The organism is Stenotrophomonas sp. SMYL11 (genome assembly GCF_036320005.1).
In the GTDB taxonomy this organism is placed as follows: Bacteria; Pseudomonadota; Gammaproteobacteria; order Xanthomonadales; family Xanthomonadaceae; genus Stenotrophomonas; species Stenotrophomonas maltophilia_A.
Genome location: NZ_JAWIRS010000001.1, coordinates 783,300 through 801,975 on the forward strand (window position 1 = coordinate 783,300; position 18,676 = coordinate 801,975).

Annotated in this window: 13 protein-coding genes and 1 tRNA gene; 4 read left to right on the forward strand and 10 right to left on the reverse strand. The window is 67.1% G+C overall.

Annotated features, from left to right (window positions below; genetic code table 11):
* Nucleotides 1–38: 38 nt before the first annotated feature.
* From V3B46_RS03640 to V3B46_RS03650, 3 genes are read right to left on the reverse strand one after another with little or no spacing between them, the layout of a single operon-like run.
* Complete coding sequence (locus V3B46_RS03640) at nt 39–3,893, reverse strand: YhdP family protein (protein WP_329891157.1); 3,855 nt, start codon at nt 3,891–3,893, stop codon at nt 39–41.
* Between the two features lie 30 nt (nt 3,894–3,923).
* Nucleotides 3,924–5,411 carry a ribonuclease G gene (gene rng / locus V3B46_RS03645; protein WP_010482960.1) on the reverse strand — a complete coding sequence of 496 codons (1,488 nt, stop codon included), beginning with the start codon at nt 5,409–5,411 and terminating at the stop codon, nt 3,924–3,926.
* On the reverse strand, nt 5,404–6,012 hold the full coding sequence (locus tag V3B46_RS03650; RefSeq protein ID WP_154353086.1) for a Maf family nucleotide pyrophosphatase: 609 nt from the start codon (nt 6,010–6,012) through the stop codon (nt 5,404–5,406). Before V3B46_RS03650 ends, rng begins: the two co-directional genes overlap by 8 nt.
* A 131-nt stretch (nt 6,013–6,143) precedes the next feature.
* Here V3B46_RS03650 and V3B46_RS03655 point away from each other — a divergent pair, with 131 nt between their 5' ends.
* The 4 genes from V3B46_RS03655 to V3B46_RS03670 all read left to right on the forward strand — a co-directional run bounded on the left by V3B46_RS03655 (nt 6,144) and on the right by V3B46_RS03670 (nt 12,338).
* Nucleotides 6,144–6,881, forward strand: coding sequence for an SIMPL domain-containing protein (locus V3B46_RS03655; protein WP_006382138.1), 738 nt, complete (start codon nt 6,144–6,146; stop codon nt 6,879–6,881).
* A 216-nt stretch (nt 6,882–7,097) separates the two neighbouring features.
* A complete protein-coding gene (locus V3B46_RS03660; protein WP_329891158.1) occupies nt 7,098–7,748 on the forward strand; it encodes an energy transducer TonB in 651 nt (216 codons plus the stop codon).
* Between the two features lie 198 nt (nt 7,749–7,946).
* On the forward strand, nt 7,947–10,778 hold the full coding sequence (locus V3B46_RS03665) for a TonB-dependent receptor (protein WP_164171391.1): 2,832 nt from the start codon (nt 7,947–7,949) through the stop codon (nt 10,776–10,778).
* A 138-nt stretch (nt 10,779–10,916) separates the two neighbouring features.
* Complete coding sequence (locus V3B46_RS03670; RefSeq protein ID WP_329891159.1) at nt 10,917–12,338, forward strand: basic amino acid/polyamine antiporter; 1,422 nt, start codon at nt 10,917–10,919, stop codon at nt 12,336–12,338.
* A gap of 132 nt (nt 12,339–12,470) precedes the next feature.
* Here the strand turns inward: V3B46_RS03670 and V3B46_RS03675 are convergent.
* From V3B46_RS03675 to leuS, 7 genes are all read right to left on the reverse strand, one after another.
* A tRNA-Asn gene (locus V3B46_RS03675) sits at nt 12,471–12,547 on the reverse strand.
* Nucleotides 12,548–12,569: 22 nt separating this feature from the next.
* Nucleotides 12,570–13,040, reverse strand: a complete 471-nt coding sequence (gene rlmH / locus V3B46_RS03680; RefSeq protein ID WP_019662111.1) for a 23S rRNA (pseudouridine(1915)-N(3))-methyltransferase RlmH — start codon at nt 13,038–13,040, stop codon at nt 12,570–12,572.
* Nucleotides 13,041–13,104: 64 nt separating this feature from the next.
* A complete protein-coding gene (gene rsfS / locus V3B46_RS03685; protein ID WP_005418109.1) occupies nt 13,105–13,515 on the reverse strand; it encodes a ribosome silencing factor in 411 nt (136 codons plus the stop codon).
* Nucleotides 13,516–13,573: 58 nt separating this feature from the next.
* Nucleotides 13,574–14,239, reverse strand: coding sequence for a nicotinate-nucleotide adenylyltransferase (gene nadD / locus V3B46_RS03690; RefSeq protein ID WP_154353090.1), 666 nt, complete (start codon nt 14,237–14,239; stop codon nt 13,574–13,576).
* A gap of 3 nt (nt 14,240–14,242) precedes the next feature.
* Nucleotides 14,243–15,280 (reverse strand): DNA polymerase III subunit delta, encoded by a 1,038-nt coding sequence (gene holA, locus V3B46_RS03695; RefSeq protein WP_154353091.1) that lies wholly within the window; start codon nt 15,278–15,280, stop codon nt 14,243–14,245.
* Nucleotides 15,281–15,289: 9 nt separating this feature from the next.
* Nucleotides 15,290–15,874: an LPS-assembly lipoprotein LptE gene (locus tag V3B46_RS03700; protein WP_032128984.1), complete on the reverse strand. Its 585-nt coding sequence runs from the start codon at nt 15,872–15,874 to the stop codon at nt 15,290–15,292.
* Nucleotides 15,875–16,010: 136 nt separating this feature from the next.
* The gene (gene leuS / locus V3B46_RS03705) at nt 16,011–18,653 is read right to left on the reverse strand and encodes a leucine--tRNA ligase (protein WP_032128983.1); all 2,643 of its coding nucleotides are present in this window, start codon (nt 18,651–18,653) and stop codon (nt 16,011–16,013) included.
* Nucleotides 18,654–18,676: the final 23 nt, after the last annotated feature.

Genomic DNA, 18,676 nt, shown 5'->3' on the forward strand with positions numbered 1-18,676 from the left:
GGGCGCTCAGGCAAGCCCCGTGAACAGGAAAGCCGCGCTCAACGCGAGCGCGGCAGGCCGGTGACGGTCGGCGGAATGGCCGGCGCCGGTGCCGGTACGGGTGGCGGAGCCTTGTCGCGGCTGCGCTCGATCACTTCCACCTTCGGTTCCTTCCATGGACCGGTCACCTTGTAGGTACGGGCGCCAATCTCGCCCAATGGCTTGGACAATACCGCATTGGTGGCCGCGCCCAGCGCCGCCCCCACCGGGCCACCGGCGACCGCACCCACCACGGTCAGCAGATTGCCTGCACGCGGGTTGACGTCGATGGTCTGGTCGAACTGCTGGTTGCGCAGGTCGGCCTGGCCGCGGATGGTGATGTTGGCTGCCGGGCCTTCGATCAGCACTTTGTCGGTACGTGCCATGCCCTGGCCGAACTGCATGCTGCCGTCGATCTGGTTGAACGCGAAGCCCTTGGAGAAGAAGTCGCGGAAGTCGAACATCAGGCGCCGCGGCAGCTGGGTGACACTGAGCAGGCCCAGCACCCGGCCGGCGCCCGGTTCCAGCTCCAGCAGCTGGCCGTTGCGCGCGTGCAGGTCCAGGCGGCCCTGCAGGTTGCCCAGCTGGAAGTCCGACGGCCCCCCACTCCACGTGGCTTGCAGCTGCGCCTGGCCGGAACCGCCACGCAACTGGCCGCCGTAGTCGAGGTTCTGCATCAGTCCGCCCAGGTCCTCGCTGCGCACCTGTGCGGTCAGCTCGGTGCGGCCACCACCGGTGCGGCCCAGCCAGCGACCGCTGATGTCGATCTCCTGGTCGGGCGCACGGAAGCGCAGCTCGTCCACGTTCAGGCCATTGGCCAGCGGCCGCGTACGCAGTACCGCCTGGCCCAGCACCACCTTGCCGAACTTCAGGTCGGCGATGTCCAGCGCGAACGGCGGCAGCTTGGCCGGGTCCATGTCGTTGGCACCGGCCTGTACCCGTGCCGATGCGGCCGGTGCACCCGGGGCCGCCGGCAGGGATTGCCAGTGCACGCGGTCGAGCTGGCCGCTGATGGTGCCGCCGTCTGCATTGGGGACGGTCAGGCGCCCGGCCAGCGACGGGCCGTCCAGGCGCACATCCAGTGCCTGCGCGCCCGGGCGCAGCTGCAACCGGGTCTGCTCGAACACGCCACCGATCAGCTTCAACTGGCCGACCTGCACGTCCACCGCACGCAGCGGCATGGCGTCGTCATCACTGCCACCACGCGCCAGGCTGATCCACTCCAGGGCGTCCAGGGTCGGACTGCGGCCATTGACGGTCAAGCCGCTCGGTGGCGGCTCGCGGTCGACATGGTCGCTGCCCAGCGTCACCTGCACGCCGGTCTGGTTGTTGTGGCTGCGTGCGGCCAGCGCCAGGCGCTGGCCGAACGCCACGTCGATGCGGCCGGCCCCCATCGGCAGCTGTGCAGCCACAGTGGTCGCCAACGGCTCGGCAGCCGGTTTGTCCAGCGGCGCCGGCAGGTCCAGCCGGGTCCCGACCAGATCGGAGCTCAACCGCAGCTCGCTGGGCGGCGCAGGCGCCCCCGGAGCGACCTTGGGCAGGTTGACCGCGATGGTCCACGGCGAGGTTCCGGTGATGTAGGGCTTGAGCCAGGCCATCTCCGGTGCGCGGTCGATCAGCACGCCAGCATCCAGCGTGGCCGACAGCTGCGATTCGAATGCCAGTCTGCTGTCGTGCACGTAGCCACCGGCACGCAGACTCAGGCGACCGTCCTGGCCGAGGTGGCGCACCGAAAGTGCCTCGGCATCGAAACCGCCATTGCTGTAGCGCGCCTGCCCCTGCATGTTGTCGAAGGCGAGCTGGAAGCGCTTGTCGACCAGCTTGACGCCGGCCAGATCAACCGTCCCCTGCAGGTGGCCGCCACCTTCATCGTGGTGCAGTGGCTGCAGCAGATCGAAGGTCACATGCGCCGGGCCAGCAGCGGTGAGGTTGTCCAGGGTGTCGCCATAATCCTTGTGCAGCGGGCTCTGCCGCAGCATCGCCAGCAGCTTGCCCGCCTCGCTCTGCGCATCGGCGCGTACATACAGCGGCTGCTGCCCGAAATCCGGAATGCCCGCCTCGAACTTCTGCACCGCCACACCGGCCAGGTCGCCGCGCCCGTGCATGTCGAAGCCGGGGCCGATGAAGGCGATATCGGCGTCGACCTGGCTCATCAACGGCCAATCGTGCTGGAAACGGATGTCACCGTTGGTGATATGGCCGGTGGCCTCGAAGCGGCCATCGTTGTTGTCGAACGGCCAGTCGTCCAGGTCGCCACTGACCAGGCCGATGCCATTGCGCACCTGGCCTCCGGCCAGCGCCATGTCCAGCCAGTCGGTGGCGCCCTTGCTCATCTTGGAGTGGATCCAGAAGCGCTTGGCCGCGGTCATCGGCACGTCGTCCAGCTTGGCAGCCAGCTGCAGCCACGGCCGCGTACCGTCGCCCTGGAACCAGACACCACCGCGCACGTCGGCCGCATAGTCGGTGCCTTCCACGCGCATCGCCGCAGTACCGATACGCCAACCACCGCCCTCGTCGCGCCAGCCCACCACCTGGCCCGCCAGATGCAGGTCATGACGCACACCAAAGCCGGTCGGCCAATCGAACTGCAGCTGGCGTTGCGGCTGCAACTGCAGGCTGAAGCCATCCGCGTCGCCTTCGAAGCGCCCGCCCAGGCCGCGCAGGCCGGGTGAATTGCCCACGCTGGCGAAGCCCAGCGACTGCAGTTCGCCCTGCGCCCACAGCGGGCCCTCGCGTTCGCCCGCCAGCTGCAACTCGCGCACATCCAGCTGCGGCCTGGACAGGAACAGCCAGCGACGCAGGCCCGGTTCAAGACGATCGCTAAGGGCCAGCGCACGCAACGCGGTGCCGGCCTGCACTTCGCCAGAACGGACCCGCAGCTGCTTGCCAAGCTGCAGCTGCAGGCCATCGAGCTGCTGCTCGCCCTCTTCGGTTTTCAGGCGCAGGCGCGGCACCTGCAACGCCCAGCCATCGGCCTGGCGCTGCCAGCGCAGGCGTGCCTGCAACCGCTGCAGCTGCAGCTGCGGAGCCGCCATCGAGGGCATCGGTGCGCCATCGATGCGGACATCACGCAGGTCCGAATCGGTGGTCACCGCCACCGGCGCGAAATCGCGCAGGGCCAGCCACAGGTTGAGTTCGCCCTTGCCTTCGCGCAGGCGCACACCGCCGGCCGCCAGCAGCGGCGACCAGGCATGGAAATCGACCGGATCGGCGCCCAGCCAGGCCTGGCCGTTGCCGCGCACGCGGTCCACGTCCAGCACCGCCGTCAACGGCAGCGCTTCGGTCTGGGCCCAGGCACGCACGCCTACACGCAGGCGGTCGCCATTGACCCGCAGGCGCACATCGATGCGTGGCAGCGTGGTGTCGATCCCCAGCCCCGGCGCATGCACGCCCAGGCGGCCTCCGATCACCTGCAGTTCGCCCAGCCGGCGCAGCGCATCCAGCGGGTCCCCGCCATTGGCGGCATGCGGCAGGCCGCGTACCGACCAGCGACCGTCCTCGCCCTGCTGCAGGTCGAGCGCCAGGCCACGCAGGCGCAGCTCGGTCAGCGACCGGCCAGGCAACAGGCCGCTGTACATCGATACCAGCACCTCGGCCTCGCCGATCGCCAGGCCCTGGCCGGCGCCGATGCGCAGCCCCTTGAACTGCAGCAGCGGACCACGCCGGGTCCAGGCCGTCTGCAGCTGGTCGAAACGCACCGGCTGGCCAGCACGCTCGCTCAGCCAGGCGGCAATCCTGTCGGGATGGCGCTCGGCCAGCGGCAGCAGCTGGCTGAAGCTGCCCACCAGCAGTGCAAGCCCGACCAGGCCCACCGCGCAGGCGGCAATGAAATGACGGCGGATCCTTCGCAGTCGCAGGCGCGGCGGCGCGCTCATCGGCCACCGCCGGCCTGCGGCCGGCGAGGATCAGAGCAGAACGACATCGAATTGCTCCTGCAGGTACTGCTCGTCCGCCTGGAAGCGGATGCTCTTGCCGAGGAATTCCTCCAGCTCGGCCACCGCCGCGGATTCCTCGTCGGTGATGCGCGCGACCACCTTGGTCGACGCGATCACCAGTAGGCGCGCGGCATCGAACTGGCGCACCGCACGGGTGATCTCGCGGAAGATCTCGTAGGTCACCGTCTCGGTGGTCTTGATGCTGCCGCGGCCGCTGCACTGCGGGCAGGTCTCCGACAGCTGGCGCTCCAGGCTTTCCACCGTGCGCTTGCGGGTCATCTCCACCAGGCCCAGCGGCGAGAAGTCGTACACGGTGGTCTTGGCATGGTCGCGGGCCAGCGCCTTCTCCAGGGTGCGCAGCACCTGGCGGCGATGCTCGGCATCGTCCATGTCGATGAAATCGATGATGATGATGCCGCCCAGGTTGCGCAGCCGCAGCTGCCGTGCCACCGCCTGTGCCGCTTCCAGATTGGTGCGGAACACCGTCTCTTCCAGGTTGCGCTGGCCGAGGAACGAACCGGTGTTGACGTCGATGGTGGTCATCGCCTCGGTCTGGTCGATCACCAGGTAGCCACCGGATTTCAGCGGCACCTGCTTGTCCAGCGCGCGGCCGATCTCGTCCTCCACCCCGAACATGTCGAAGATCGGGCGATCACCGCTGTACAGCTCGATCTTCTCGGCCAGCACCGGCATGTACTTGGCAACAAAGGCCTGCAACTGCGCGAAGGTCTCCTTGGAGTCCACCTTCACCTTGTCAACGTCCTTGCGGATCAGGTCACGTACCGATCGCAGCGGCAGGCTCAGGTCTTCATAGATGTTGCTGCACGAAGCCGCTTCGCGGCCACGACGCTCGACCACGTTCCAAACGCGCGACAGGTAGGCGATGTCCTCGGCGATGGCCTCGGCCGGCTGGCCCTCGGCATTGGTACGCACGATGTAGCCGTAGCCCCCGTGCTGCGCCGACAGTTCGGTCACCAGCGCCTTCAGGCGGGCGCGTTCGGTCTCATCCTCGATGCGTGCGGAAACGCCCACGACCTTGGATTGCGGCAGCAGCACCATGTAGCGCGAGGGAATGCTGATCTGGGTGGTCAGGCGTGCGCCCTTGGTGCCGATCGGGTCCTTCACCACCTGCACCACGATGTCCTGGCCGTCGCGCAGCAGCTCGACGATCGGCACGCTGGACGGCGGCGGCAGCGTGGTGTTCTCGGTATCGGCACTGGCCACCGGCGCCGGCCGCACCACGTCGTTGGCGTGCAGGAACGCGGCACGCTCCAGCCCGACTTCGACGAAGGCCGCCTGCATGCCAGGCATGACCCGCTGCACCTTGCCCTTGTAGATGTTGCCGACCACACCCCGGCGCCAACCGCGCTCGATGTGCAGTTCCTGCAGCATGCCGTTCTCGATCACCGCGACCCGGGTTTCGCGCGGGGTCACATTGACCAGGATTTCCTCAGACATCGGCAGCCTCCCTGGCGGCATCGGCAGTTGTGGCCGGCACGCCGCAGCGCGCCAGCAGACGATCGGTATGCAGCAATGGCAGCCCCATGACGCCGGAGTAGCTGCCGGAAAGATGTTCGATCCAGCGCTCGGCCCCGCCCTGGATGGCGTAGGCCCCGGCCTTGTCCAGCGGCTCGCCGGTGGCCACGTAGGCGGCGATGTCGGCAGCGTCGATCGGGGCGAAGGTCACTTCGGAAATGACCAGTTCGCTGTCCAGCCCGTCCGCGCCGACCACCACCACGGCGGTCATCACCTGATGGGTACGCCCGGCAAGGCGCGCCAGCATCGCCCGCGCATCGGCGGCGTCAGTGGGCTTTCCGAACACGTCGCCCTCCAGCACCACCTCGGTGTCCGAGCCGAGCACGCGCGCCTGCGGGTCATCGGCCAGCACCCGGGCCAGCCCGGCGCGCGCCTTGTCGGCGGCGACCCGGCAGACATACTGTTCGGCGCTTTCAGCGGGCGCGCGCTGCTCGACGACCTCCAGGTCCAAGGCCTGGAAAGGGCGTCCGAGTCGGGCCAGCAGCTGGTTGCGTCGGGGGGAGCGGGAAGCAAGATAGAGCATCGGCACAGCATAACCTGAGGCCGCCACCTGAATCGTCGGCAACCCGTCCCGGAACGTGCGCAACCCCGAACGGGCTCACAGCGCGTTCATCGCTACGACACCACCCTCAACGGCACAACAAGGAGTTCTCCATGCGCCTGACCGCCACCCCGCTGCTGCTCGCCCTGTCCCTCGCCCTTGGAACCTCGATGACCGCCCATGCTGCCCCGTCGTCGCCGTCGATCGCCGCCCCGGCCGAAGGCACCCTGCTGAACATCTCGGCCAATGCCGAGGCGACCCGCGTGCCGGACGTGGCCACCCTGTCGGCCGGCGTGGTCACCCAGGCTGCCGATGGCAACAGCGCCATGCGCCAGAACGCCCAGCAGATGGACAAGGTACTGGCCGCGATCAAGGCCGCCGGCATCGCCGAGCGCGACGTGCAGACCAGTGGCGTCAGCCTCAACCCGCAGTACCGCTATGCCGACAACGAAGCACCGAAGATCACCGGCTACCAGGCCAGCAACACGGTCAGCCTGAAGGTGCGTGACATCGCCAAGCTGGGCAAGGTGCTGGATGCACTGGCTGCGCAGGGCGCCAACCAGATCAACGGCCCCAGCTTCGAGATCGACCAGCCGGAACCGGTCTACGACGAAGCCCGCCTGGCTGCACTGAAGAAGGCCCAGGCCCGCGCCCAGACCTATGCGAAGTCGCTGGGCCTGCAGGTGCGCCGCATCGTCAGCATTTCCGAGAACGCCGGCGGCGGCTACCGCCCGATGCCGATGATGCGGGCCATGTCGGCCGGCGCGGCGATGGACAAGGCCACCCCGGTCGCACCGGGTGAATCGACCGTCTCGGTCAACCTGGACGTGGTGTTCGAACTGGGTCGCTGATCCCGTTCGCCATTGCCGACAAAGGCGGATCCCGCAGGGGCTCCGCCTTTTTCATGCCTGCAACCGGCATTGGCTGAAGGCCAGCCCAACGATGCCGCCCCTGCCTCTAGGCAGTGGCCGCCATGTCGCGCTACTGATGGACTGCCAGCCGCGTGCGGCAACCCCGCCACGGGCCCTGGTGCGTTGAGGACTTCGTCACTGGCATGGAGGTGGACCATGGTTCGTACGTATCCCGTTGCATCCCCGCATTTCGACCCCGCCCGCGTTGCCGCCTGGAGCGCGGCCATCGCCCTGCATCTGCTGGCCTTCCTGTTGCTGCTGATCCCGGCGACCTACCAGGCTGTGCAGGTCCCACGTGACAAGACTGCGGTCAGGCTGATCGAGAAGATCCCGCCACCGCCCACGCCGCCGGTTCCGATCCCGCCGAAAGAGATCGTCCAGGTGGTGCCGAAACCCCGGACGCAGCCGATAGCACCGCCACTGCCTGCACCCACCGCGACCGTGGAGGAGACCCAGGGCATCGCACTGCCGGCGGCCGAACCGGCCCCGCCCCAGCTGGCACCGAGCATCGATACCTCCACGCCTCTGGCCGGCGCCCAGCTGCAGTACCGCAGCGCCCCGCCGCCGGCCTACCCGCTGGCGGCACTGCGTAACCGCGAGCAGGGTACGGTGCTGTTGCGGGTAGAGGTGGACTCCCAAGGGCAGCCGGCGGTGGTCAGCATCGAGCGCAGCAGTGGCTCGCGCAGCCTGGACCAGGCCGCACGCCAGCAGGTGCTCAGGCGCTGGCGCTTCGAGCCGGCCCAGCGTGATGGCGTGGCCGTGCCGGCCATCGGCATGGTGCCGGTGCAGTTCTCACTGCCGGACTGATTGTTCCGGGCCGGTCCGGCGCCTTGCCGGGCCGGCCTTCACACTCGAAAAGACAGACTCGGCAAAGTTACCGGGCAAGCGTTACGAATTAAGCAAAATTTCACTGCTTCGTCACCTGCAGGAAACCTAGATTGGCCCGTCCCGGCATCTTCCGGAGACAGCCCTCAACGCTACGGTTTTCCAGTTAGGAGAGAAGCTGTGAAACACCTGATCCAACGGCCCGCCAGCCGCCGCCGCACCACCCTGGCATCTTCCATCACCCATATCCTTACCGGCGGCACTCTGCTGCTGGTTGGCGCCGTGGCTTCCACCTCCGCTTTCGCGCAGGAGCAGGAAAAGGCCACCAACCTCGACCGCATCACGGTCACCGGCTCGAACATCCCGCGCACCAACACTGAAACACCGTCCCCGGTGCAGGTGGTGACCCGCCAGGAAATCGACCGTACGGGCAAAACCACGGTTGCCGAGTACCTGCAGACACTGACCGCCGACGGTTCCGGCTCCATTCCCAAGACCTTCGGCAACGGCTTCGCCGGCGGTGGCGCCGGCATTTCGCTGCGTGGCCTCGGTGCCGGCTCGACCCTTGTGCTGTTGAATGGCCGCCGCATGGCCACCTACGGCCTGGCCGATGACGGCCAGAAGGTCTTCACCGACCTGAGCACCATCCCGCTCGACGCCGTTGAACGCGTGGAAGTGCTGAAGGACGGCGCCTCGGCAATCTATGGTTCCGACGCCATCGCCGGCGTGGTCAACATCATCCTGCGCAGCGATTTCCAGGGCGCGATCCTTCGCGCCTCTTACGGTCTGTCCGGCGACAGCGATGGCGACGCGAAGAAGGCGACCCTGACCGCCGGTACCGGCGATCTGGCCACCGACGGCTGGAATGCCTTCTTCAGCCTGGATGTCGGCAAGACCGACGCGATCAAGATCAGCGACCGCAAGAACCGCAAGTGGATCGGCACCGGTGACATCCGTCAGTGGGGCTATGGCAACAATGCCCAGTTCCTGGGCGGCGCCTACCTCAACGGCCGCACCGCTGGCGGCGTCGGCCCCAACGGCTCGGTCTTCGATGATCGCGTCCCGGCGGGCACCTCCGCGCAGCTGGTTCCGCTGCCCGGCTGCCAGGGCCTGACCACCATTCCCGGGCAGACCGATGCTACGGTGGCGGCGCAGGGCTGCCTGTGGGATCCGAACCAGTTGTACCGCGACCTCACCCCCGAGGAGAAGTACGTCAACGTGTTCGGCCGCGCCAGCTTCGCCTTCGGTGAAGGCGGCGAGGTGTACACCGAGATCGGCTATTCGAAGAAAGAAACGACCTTCAGCAACACGCCGTCCGGCGTGTCCGGCAGCTGGGGCTATCCAGAAGGTCCGCGCAATGCCAGCAGCGGCGCGGGCGCAGTGGTGCTCTCGCCCACCCACCCGGACAACCCGATTCCCGGCCAAGCCTCGCGCCTGCGTTACTCCGCCTGGGATGTCGGTCCTCGCGTGACCAACAACACCAATGAGTTCAATCGCTTCCTGGTGGGCGTGAAGGGTAACTGGGGCGAGTGGAGCTATGACACCGCCTACCTGCATTCGGGCACCGATCTGGTCAACAAGCGTACCGGCTTCCTGCGCTACAGCGCCGTGCAGTGCGCACTGGGCAACCCGACCTGCGCCGGCGGCGTGTGGCGCATTGGTGACAACGCCAGCCTGAATTCGCAGGCACTGTACGACTACATCTCGCCCACCATCAGTGCCCGAGCCAAGTCCAGTCTGGACATGTTCGACTTCACCATCTCGCGCAGCCTGATGGATCTGAAGGGCGGCCCGCTCGGCCTGGCCATGGGTACCGAATGGCGCAAGACCAGCAACAGCCTGACTCCGCAGACCTACACCGACCAGGGTGACATCATCGGCCTGGGCTATTCGGCCTATGACGGTACCCAGAACGTGTACGCCGGCTACGTCGAACTGTCTGCGCCGGTGCTGGAATCGCTGGAACTGTCGGCCGCCGTGCGTTACGACAAGTACGAAAGCGGTGAAGGCAAGGCCACACCGAAGCTGGGCGTGAAGTTCACCCCGGCCGACTGGATCGCCCTGCGCGCCAGCTACGCCGAAGGCTTCCGCGCGCCGAACCCGGCCGAAAACGGTGATGGTGGCTTGGCCGCGTTCTCCAACGCCCGTGACCCGGTCCGCTGCGCCGCCAGCCCGGCAGCCGATGTCGGCACCAACTGCAGCTCGCGTCCGGTAGCGATCATCACCCGCCCCAACAAGGATCTGAAGCCGGAAGAGTCCAAGAGCTACTCGGTGGGTATTGTCCTGCAGCCGACGTCCAGCACGTCGCTGACCGTCGACGCGTGGCAGATCAAGCGTACCAATGAGATCGCGCAGGGCTCCACCGCCGACGCCATCGCCGCCGGCAATGTGCTGCGCGACATCGACCTGATCAACGGCATCGCGGGCACGGGCAGCATCCTGGCGGTCAACACCGCCTACATCAATGCGGCGTCCACGCGGGTTCGCGGCATCGACACCGATATCCGCCAGACCTTCGATATCGGCCCGGGTCAGCTGGAAATGGACCTGCAGTGGAGCCACGTGCTGAAGTACGAGCGCACCGACGCGGATGAAACCTTCGACTATGCAGGCACCCACGGCAACTGCGATGTGACCAACTGCATCGGTACGCCGAAGGACCGCATCAACTTCGGCACCACCTGGCGCCAGGGCCCCTGGAGCGTAAGCGGCGTCGCCAACTACATCTCGAAGATGGACAATAAGGACTTCCGTGGTCCGGACGGCTCGTATCAGTTCGCCTACGCCGACGGCACCGACGTCACCAAGATCTCCTCGTTCACCACCTTCGACCTGTCCGGTCGCTGGAACATCACCGAGGCGTTTGAACTGAATGCCTCGGTACAGAACGTATTCGACCGCATCGCGCCGCTCGACCCGACTACCTACGGCGGTGTCAACTACAACCCGCTGCACTTCAGTGGTGCCATCGGTCGCTACTTCACCGTCGGTGCCAAGTACACCTTCAAGTAATACAGGCAATACACTTCAACGCAGCAACTTCGAAGGCCCGGGCAGCTGCCCGGGCCTTGTTCGTTCCGCCCCTTGCAGGCATGTTCACGGGCACAGGGCTACCGTGTGCACGCGGCATCACCGCCGCAGGGGATCTGCATGGCCGCAACTTCGCAACGCTTGGGCCTGCCCGCGTTGACTGCACTGGTGGTCGGCTCGATGGTCGGCGCCGGCATCTTTTCATTGCCGCAGAACGTGGCGCGCAGCGCCGGCCCGGCCGCCGCGCTGATCGGCTGGGCCCTGAGCGGCGCGGGTATGCTGATGCTGGCCTTCGTATTCCAGGCACTGGCCAACCGCCGGCCTGATCTCGATACCGGCATCTACGCCTACGCGCGCGAAGGCTTCGGCAACTACATCGGCTTCTCCGCTGCGTGGGGCTACTGGGTTGCCTCGGTGCTCGGCAACGCCAGCTTCTTCGTGCTGATCTTCAGTGGCCTGGGCCACTTCATGCCCGTGTTCGGCGAAGGCAATACCCCGGCCGCCGTGGCCGCATCGTCATTGCTGTTGTGGACCGTGCACCTGTTGGTGCTGCGTGGCCTGCGCACTGCAGCCATCGTGAACGGCCTGGTGACAGTGGCCAAGCTGCTGCCGATAGCCCTGTTCCTGGTCCTGGCCGCCGGCGCGTTCCGCATGGACGTGTTCCGCGCCGATTTCCTCGGCGCGCCTGCACTCGGCGACCTCGGCCAGCAGCTGCGCGGCATGATGCTGGTGACCGTGTGGGTGTTCATTGGCATCGAGGGCGCCAGCATCTACTCGCGGCGCGCTGCACGCCGTGCCGACGTGGGTCGCGCCACGGTGATCGGCTTCCTCGGCGTGTGGCTGCTGCTGGTGCTGGTCAGCCTGTTGTCGATGGGCGTGCTGTCGCAGGCGGAACTGGCCGGACTGCCCAATCCGTCGATGGCCTATGTGCTGCGCGCCATTGTCGGCGAATGGGGCGCGACGGTGATCATCATCGGTTCGATCATCTCCGTTCTCGGTGCATTGCTGGCCTGGGTGCTGCTGTGTGCCGAAGTGCTCTATGCCGCTGCAGGTGACGGCACCATGCCGGCCTTCCTGGGGCGTGAGAACGCGCGCGGCGTCCCGGCCAATGCACTGTGGTTGAGCAACGGGCTGATCCAGTTGTTCCTGCTGCTGGTGCTGGTCAATTCCGGCAGCTATACCGGGCTGGTACTGCTGGCCGCGTCGATGAGCCTGGTGCCTTACTTCCTGTCCACGGCATTCGGCGTACAGCTGGCCTGGCGCGGGCAGGCCTACGTTGGCGAACCGCGCATACGCTGGCGTGATTTCGGAGTGGCACTGCTGGCCAGTGCGTATGCGCTGTGGCTGGTGTATGCGGGTGGCCTGGACAAACTGCTGCTGTCGGTATTGCTGTACGTGCCCGGTGTGGTGCTGTTCGCACTGACCCGGCGCCAACGCGGCGATCAGGTATTCACGCGTTGGGAGTGGGTGCTGTTCGCTGCGGTCCTGATCGTGGCGATCGCCACGTTGGTGGCGTTCTGGCGAGGCAATCTCACGCTGTAGACCCGAGCCCACGCTCGGCTGGTTCATCCGCAGCAGCCGAGCATGGCCCGGCTCCACAACAACGGTCGCGCAACCTCGACTCTACAAAGACGCAAAAAAAAACCTGCATCTTGCGATGCAGGTTTTTCAAGGTGGCGCCCGAAGTTGGACTCGAACCAACGACCCCCTGATTAACAGTCAAGTGCTCTAACCGGCTGAGCTATTCGGGCAGACGACTAGTATAACCACTCTTCACGCGCGATGGTAGGGGTGATTGGCAATCATTGCGGCAGCCCGATACAGCTGCTCGGCCACCACAAGGCGCACCAGCATGTGCGGCAGCGTCAGCGGGCCGATCGACCACTTCTCATCGGCCAGCGCGGACACCTCAGGCGAATGCCCTTCCGGGCCACCGATCAGGAACGCCAGGTCCCTTCCCTGCCCGCGCCAATGCTCCAGCCGTTGTGCCAGTTGTTCCGAACTGAGCTGGCGGCCGGGCACATCCAGTGCCACCACATAGGCGTTCTTCGGCAGCGCAGCGATGACCCGCCTGCCTTCATCTTCGGTGGCGCGGCGCGGATCACGCCCCTTGCCGCGCAGGCCGGGCTCGATTTCCACCAGTTCGAACGGCAGCCAGTGCGACAGCCGCTTCTGGTACTCGGCGAAGCCCTGCGCCACCCAGCTGGGGGCGCGTTCACCGGTGGCGATCAGGCGGGCTTTCATCAGCGGTCCTCCAAAACGTCGACGGCGCCATCGGCGCCGTCGAAGGGATGCATCAACGCGCGGCTCAGGCCACTTCGTCGTCGCTGGACGGCGGCTGGTCGCCAACGGTCCACAGGCGTTCGAGGGCGTAGAACTCACGCACGCGCGGCAGCATCACATGGACGATCACGTCGCCCAGGTCGACCAGCACCCACTCAGCTTCGCGCTCGCCTTCAACACCCAGCGGCATCACGTCGATGTTCTTGGCGAAGCGCACGACTTCATCGGCAATCGACTTGACGTGGCGGGTCGAAGTGCCCGAAACGACGATCATGTAGTCGGCAACGCTGGACCGGCCGCGCACGTCGATCTCGACCAGGTCCTTGGCCTTCAGGTCTTCGGTGGCTTGGCGGACGCTGGCCAGCAGTTCCGGCACGGACGGCGGCGGGCTGGGCAGATCGACCTTGATGGTCTGGGGCTGGGTCTGGTTGCTCAAAGTGGATCGACTCGATAAACGTGGGGGCGATTATACGGGGATGGCGCCGCTGCGCCATTCACGGCCTGGCCGGGCGGTACAGCCCGTGTGCAGCCACATAGTCCGCCACGCCGGGTGGCAGCAGGGCGCGCCAGGGGCCGCCGGCGGCGATCTGCGAGCGCACGGCGCTGGCCGATTCCTCGCGCAGCGGGTGGTGCAGGCGCAGGATGCGCCCGGCCGGGCTGGCGAACAGGGCCTGCTCGGTGTCGGCCCAACGCCCTTCCAGCGCCCGGCCCAGCTCGCCATCCACCGCGGCCTGCAACGGACTACCCGGGCGCTCCGCCACCACGAAATGAGCCAGCCCGAACAACGCCTCCCATTCGTGCCAGCTGGACAGGCCAAGCAGGCTGTCGGCGCCGACCAGCCAGGCCAGCGGCCGGCTCGGCCCCAGCTCGCCGCGCAGCTCGCGCAGGGTGTCCACGGTGTAGGACGGCCGACCGGGGAAACGCGCCGCGCGTTCCAGCTCGCGCCGGTCCAGCAGCAGGCCCGGTTCGTCGCCGAGGGCCAGCGACAGCATGGTGCAGCGCTGCTCGGCCGTGGCGCCGGGCACGGCACGGTGCGGCGGATCGGCGGCCGGCAGCATGCGCACGGCAACCTGCAGTTCGTCACGGGCAGCCCGCGCGATCGCCAGGTGCCCGAGGTGCACCGGATCAAAGGTGCCCCCGTAGTAGATCCGCAGGCTCATTGCTCAGGCCCGCGCCAGCAGGCGCACGGCACGCGATTCGGCCACAGCCACCAGCAGGCGCTCCAGCGCCAGCCAGGCATCGCCGTCGGCCCGCCCCTTGGCGATACGGTCGACCAGTCCCGCTTCAGCCACGAAGCGCTCCCAGCGCTTGCTTTCCGGATGCCGCTGCAGCGCACGCTTGTACGGTGCCTGCCGCGATTCCCAGATGCCGCGCGATTTCATTTCGGCGGCCAGGTTGCCACCACGGGCCTGCACCCGGGCCAGGCCAGCACCGGCCAACAGCTCGCGGATGACCATCGGCATCAACGCAGCCACCGCCTCACCCTCGCCTCGCAGGCCGGCCAGCATGCGCAGCACCGCCGGCGGTTGCCCGGAGAATGTCGCCTCCACCAGCCGGAACACGTCGTAGCGGGCGGCGTCGGCCACCAGCGACTCCATGCGCTCCACATCCAGCGGCTGGCCATCGGCCAACAGCGCCAGCTTGTCGATTTCCTGGGCGGCAGCCAGCAGGTTGCCTTCCACCCGCTCGGCCAGGCGCTGCACGGCGGCCGGGTCCGCGCGCAGGCCCTTGCCACGCAGGCGGCGCTCGATCCAGTCCGGCAGTTCATGCGGCTTGATCGCCCACGCCACCGACAGCACGCCGATGCGGTTGACCGCTTCGGCCCACTTGCCCTGGTGCGCCTTGCTCCATTCGTTGGCGGTGATCATCAACACCACGTCCGGCGCCGGATTGGCGCAGAACTGGCTGATCACCTCGGCACCGTCCTTGCCCGGCTTGCCGCTGGGCAGGCGCACCTCGACCAGGCGACGGGCGCTGAACAGGCTGGGGGCATTGAAACTGGCGTCGAGCTGGTTCCAGTCGAAATCACGCCCATCGGCGTCGAACACTTCACGTTCGCCAATGCCCGAGGCGCGCGCACGCGCGCGGATGGCGTCGGCCGCCTCCAGCACGCGCAGGGTTTCCGGGCCGGCAATCAGGTAGACCGGCGCCAGCGCGGTATCAGCGCCCTGGCTGGCCAGCTGCTCCGGACGCAGTTCCATGCGCGCGGCTCAGTGCTTGGCTGCGGGGACCGGCTCGGCCGGTACCGCGCCTTCGATCGGCTTGTCCTTCGGCGCCGACAGGCTGCCGCCCTTCTCGATCTCGGCACGCACCACGCTGTCGATGCGGCGGATGATCGAGGCGGACATTTCCCGGCGCAGTTCATTGGCCAGGATTTCACGTTCGGTGGTAGTGCCGGTGGCGTCGGTCGGCGGCGACACGTAGTCGCGCGACAGCTCGATCACCTGCTGCGGCACCAGTTCGCTGCCGTCTTCGCGACGGAAGATGAAGATCACCGCGTAGCGCAGGCTGTATTCCTGCGCACGGCCCTGCGAGTCGATGGCGATCGGCAGGTCGCCCCAGCGCTCGGACAGTACCTGCAGCTGGGCGCTGGGCTCCTTGCTGTCCTCATCGGCCAGCCTGGCGCCGGAGGCCAGCAGGCTGCGGTTGAGCAGCTTGACCAGTTCGCTGTACGGCGCAGTGGAAACCACCTTCACCGGCGCCGTGTCGGTCGGCAGCATCAGCTTGTTGCGCAGATGGAAACCGCAGCCGGCAAGGCCGAGGACAAGAACGAGGGCAAGCAGGATTCGGGTCATGGAGACAGTCTGGCGGAGCCGGGCGATCACGGCAACACACAGCGTGCCCGAAGCCGCGTGAATGCAGGGCCATCAAACGCCGGGCCCTGCACCGGAAGGGTACCGGCCACCACGCGGGTGGCCGGTACGGGGTACATCAGGCGGCGACGATGTTCACGATCTTGCCTGGCACGATGATGATCTTGCGCACCGTCAGGCCTTCCATGAACTTGGCCGCGTTGGGCTCGGCCAGGGCCAGCGCCTCGACCTGCTCGCGCGCGGCGTCGGCCGCCACGTCGATGGTGCCACGCAGCTTGCCGTTGACCTGCACGGCCAGGGTCAGCGCGTCGCGCACCAACGCACCGGCATCGGCCTGCGGGAACGGCTGGTCTTCCAGCAGGGTCTCGCCATGGCCCAGCACCTGCCACAGGGCATGGCTGGCGTGCGGGGTGATCGGGTTGAGCAGCAGCACGATGGCCTGCAGCGCTTCCTGGCGCACCGCGCGCCCCTGTGCACTGCCGTCCTCGAACTTGGCCAGCGCGTTCATCAGTTCCATCACCGCGGCAATGGCGGTGTTGAAGCTGTGGCGGCGGCCATAGTCGTCACCGACCTTGCCAATGGTCTCGTGGGTCTTGCGGCGCAGTGCCTTCTGGTTGGCATCCAGTGCTGCAACGTCCAGCGCCGGAGCGGCGCCATCGGCAGCATGCTTCTGCACCTGGGCCCACAGGCGGCGCAGGAAGCGGGCCATGCCATCCACGCCTGCTTCGTTCCACTCCAGCGACTGTTCCGGCGGCGCGGCGAACATCGAGAACAGGCGCACGGTGTCGGCGCCGTACTTGTCGACCATCGCCTGCGGGTCCACGCCGTTGTTCTTCGACTTGGACATCTTCTCGGTGCCACCGACCACCACCGGCTGGCCGTCGGCGATCAGGGTCGCGCCGGTGATGCGGCCGCGCTCGTCGCGCTGCACTTCCACATCGGCCGGGTTGATCCAGTCCTTCGAGCCATCCGGGTTCGGACGGTAGTAGGTCTCGGCAATCACCATGCCCTGGCACAGCAGGTTGCGCGCCGGTTCGTTGCTGTCCACCATCCGCGCGTCGCGCAGCAGCTTGTGATAGAAGCGGAAATACATCAGGTGCAGGATCGCGTGCTCGATGCCACCGATGTACTGGTCCACCGGCAGCCAGTAGTTGCCGCGCTTGTCGACAGCGTCACGGGCACCCGGCGAGGTGTAGCGGGCGTAGTACCAGCTCGACTCCATGAAGGTGTCGAAGGTGTCGGTCTCGCGCTCGGCCGCGCCGCCGCAGTCCGGGCAGGTGGTCTTGCGCCATTCCGGATCGGTCTTGATCGGCGAACCGGTACCCGAGAATGCCACGTCCTCCGGCAGCACCACCGGCAGCTGTTCTTCCGGCACCGGCACCGCACCGCACTTGGCGCAGTAGATCACCGGAATCGGGCAGCCCCAGTAGCGCTGGCGGCTCACGCCCCAGTCGCGCAGGCGGTAGTTGACGCGACGCTGGCCCTGGGCCTTGCGCTCGAATCGTTCGGCCAGGGCTTCGAAGGCGCCCTGGAAATCCAGGCCATCGAACTCGGCCGAGTTGACCAGCTCGAAGGCACGGCTCTTGTCGCTGTACCAGTCCTGCCAGCGGCTGCCATCCCAGGTGCGCTCTTCTTCGGTGCGCGCATCCTTCAGCGCGATCACCTGCTTGATCGGCAGGCCGTACTTGTTGGCCACTTCGTTGTCGCGCTGGTCATGACCCGGCACAGCCATCACCGCGCCGGTGCCGTAGCCCATCAGCACGAAGTTGGCGACCCAGACCGGCACCGGCTCGCCGGTGACCGGATGCAACGCACGCAGGCCGGTGTCCATGCCGCGCTTTTCCTGGGTTTCCAGTTCCGCCTCGGACACGCCCCCCTGCTTCAGGTCGGCCAGCATCGCGGCCAGTTCCGGGTTGTTCTTCGCCGCATGCAGCGCCAGCGGATGTTCGGCGGCGATCGACACGAAGGTCACGCCCATCACGGTATCCGGACGGGTGGTGAACACGCGCAGCGGATCCAGCACGCCGCCGTCAACGTCACGTACGTCGAACTGGATTTCCAGGCCCTCGGACCGGCCGATCCAGTTGCGCTGCATGGTCTTGACCGAATCCGGCCAGCCGTCCAGCTCGTCCAGGCCGTCCAGCAGTTCCTGGGCGTAATCGGTGATGCGCAGGAACCACTGCGGGATCTCGCGCTTCTCGACCAGGGCGCCGGAGCGCCAGCCGCGGCCGTCAATCACCTGCTCGTTGGCCAGCACGGTCTGGTCGACCGGGTCCCAGTTCACCACCGCATTGCGGCGGTAGGCCAGGCCCTTGCGCATCAGGCGGGTGAACATGCGCTGCTCGTGGACGTAGTAGTCCGGGCGGCATGTGGCGAACTCGCGCGACCAGTCAACGGCATAGCCCATGGCCTTGAACTGGCCACGCATGTGCTCGATGTTCTTGTAGGTCCAGGCCGCCGGTGCGGTCTTGTTCTTGATCGCGGCGTTTTCCGCCGGCAGGCCGAACGCGTCCCAGCCCATCGGCTGCAGCACGTTGTGGCCGGTCATGCGCTTGTAGCGGCTGATCACGTCGCCGATCGTGTAATTGCGCACGTGGCCCATGTGCAGCGCACCGGACGGGTACGGAAGCATCGACAGGCAGTAGTACTTCGGCTTGTCCGAAGTCTCGTCGACTTCGAAGGCACGGGTGGCGTCCCAGTACTGCTGGGCGGCGGATTCAACCTGCTGCGGGTCGTAGGCGTTGGTTTCAGCGCTGGTCATGGAACACGCGGATGCGGCGGCAA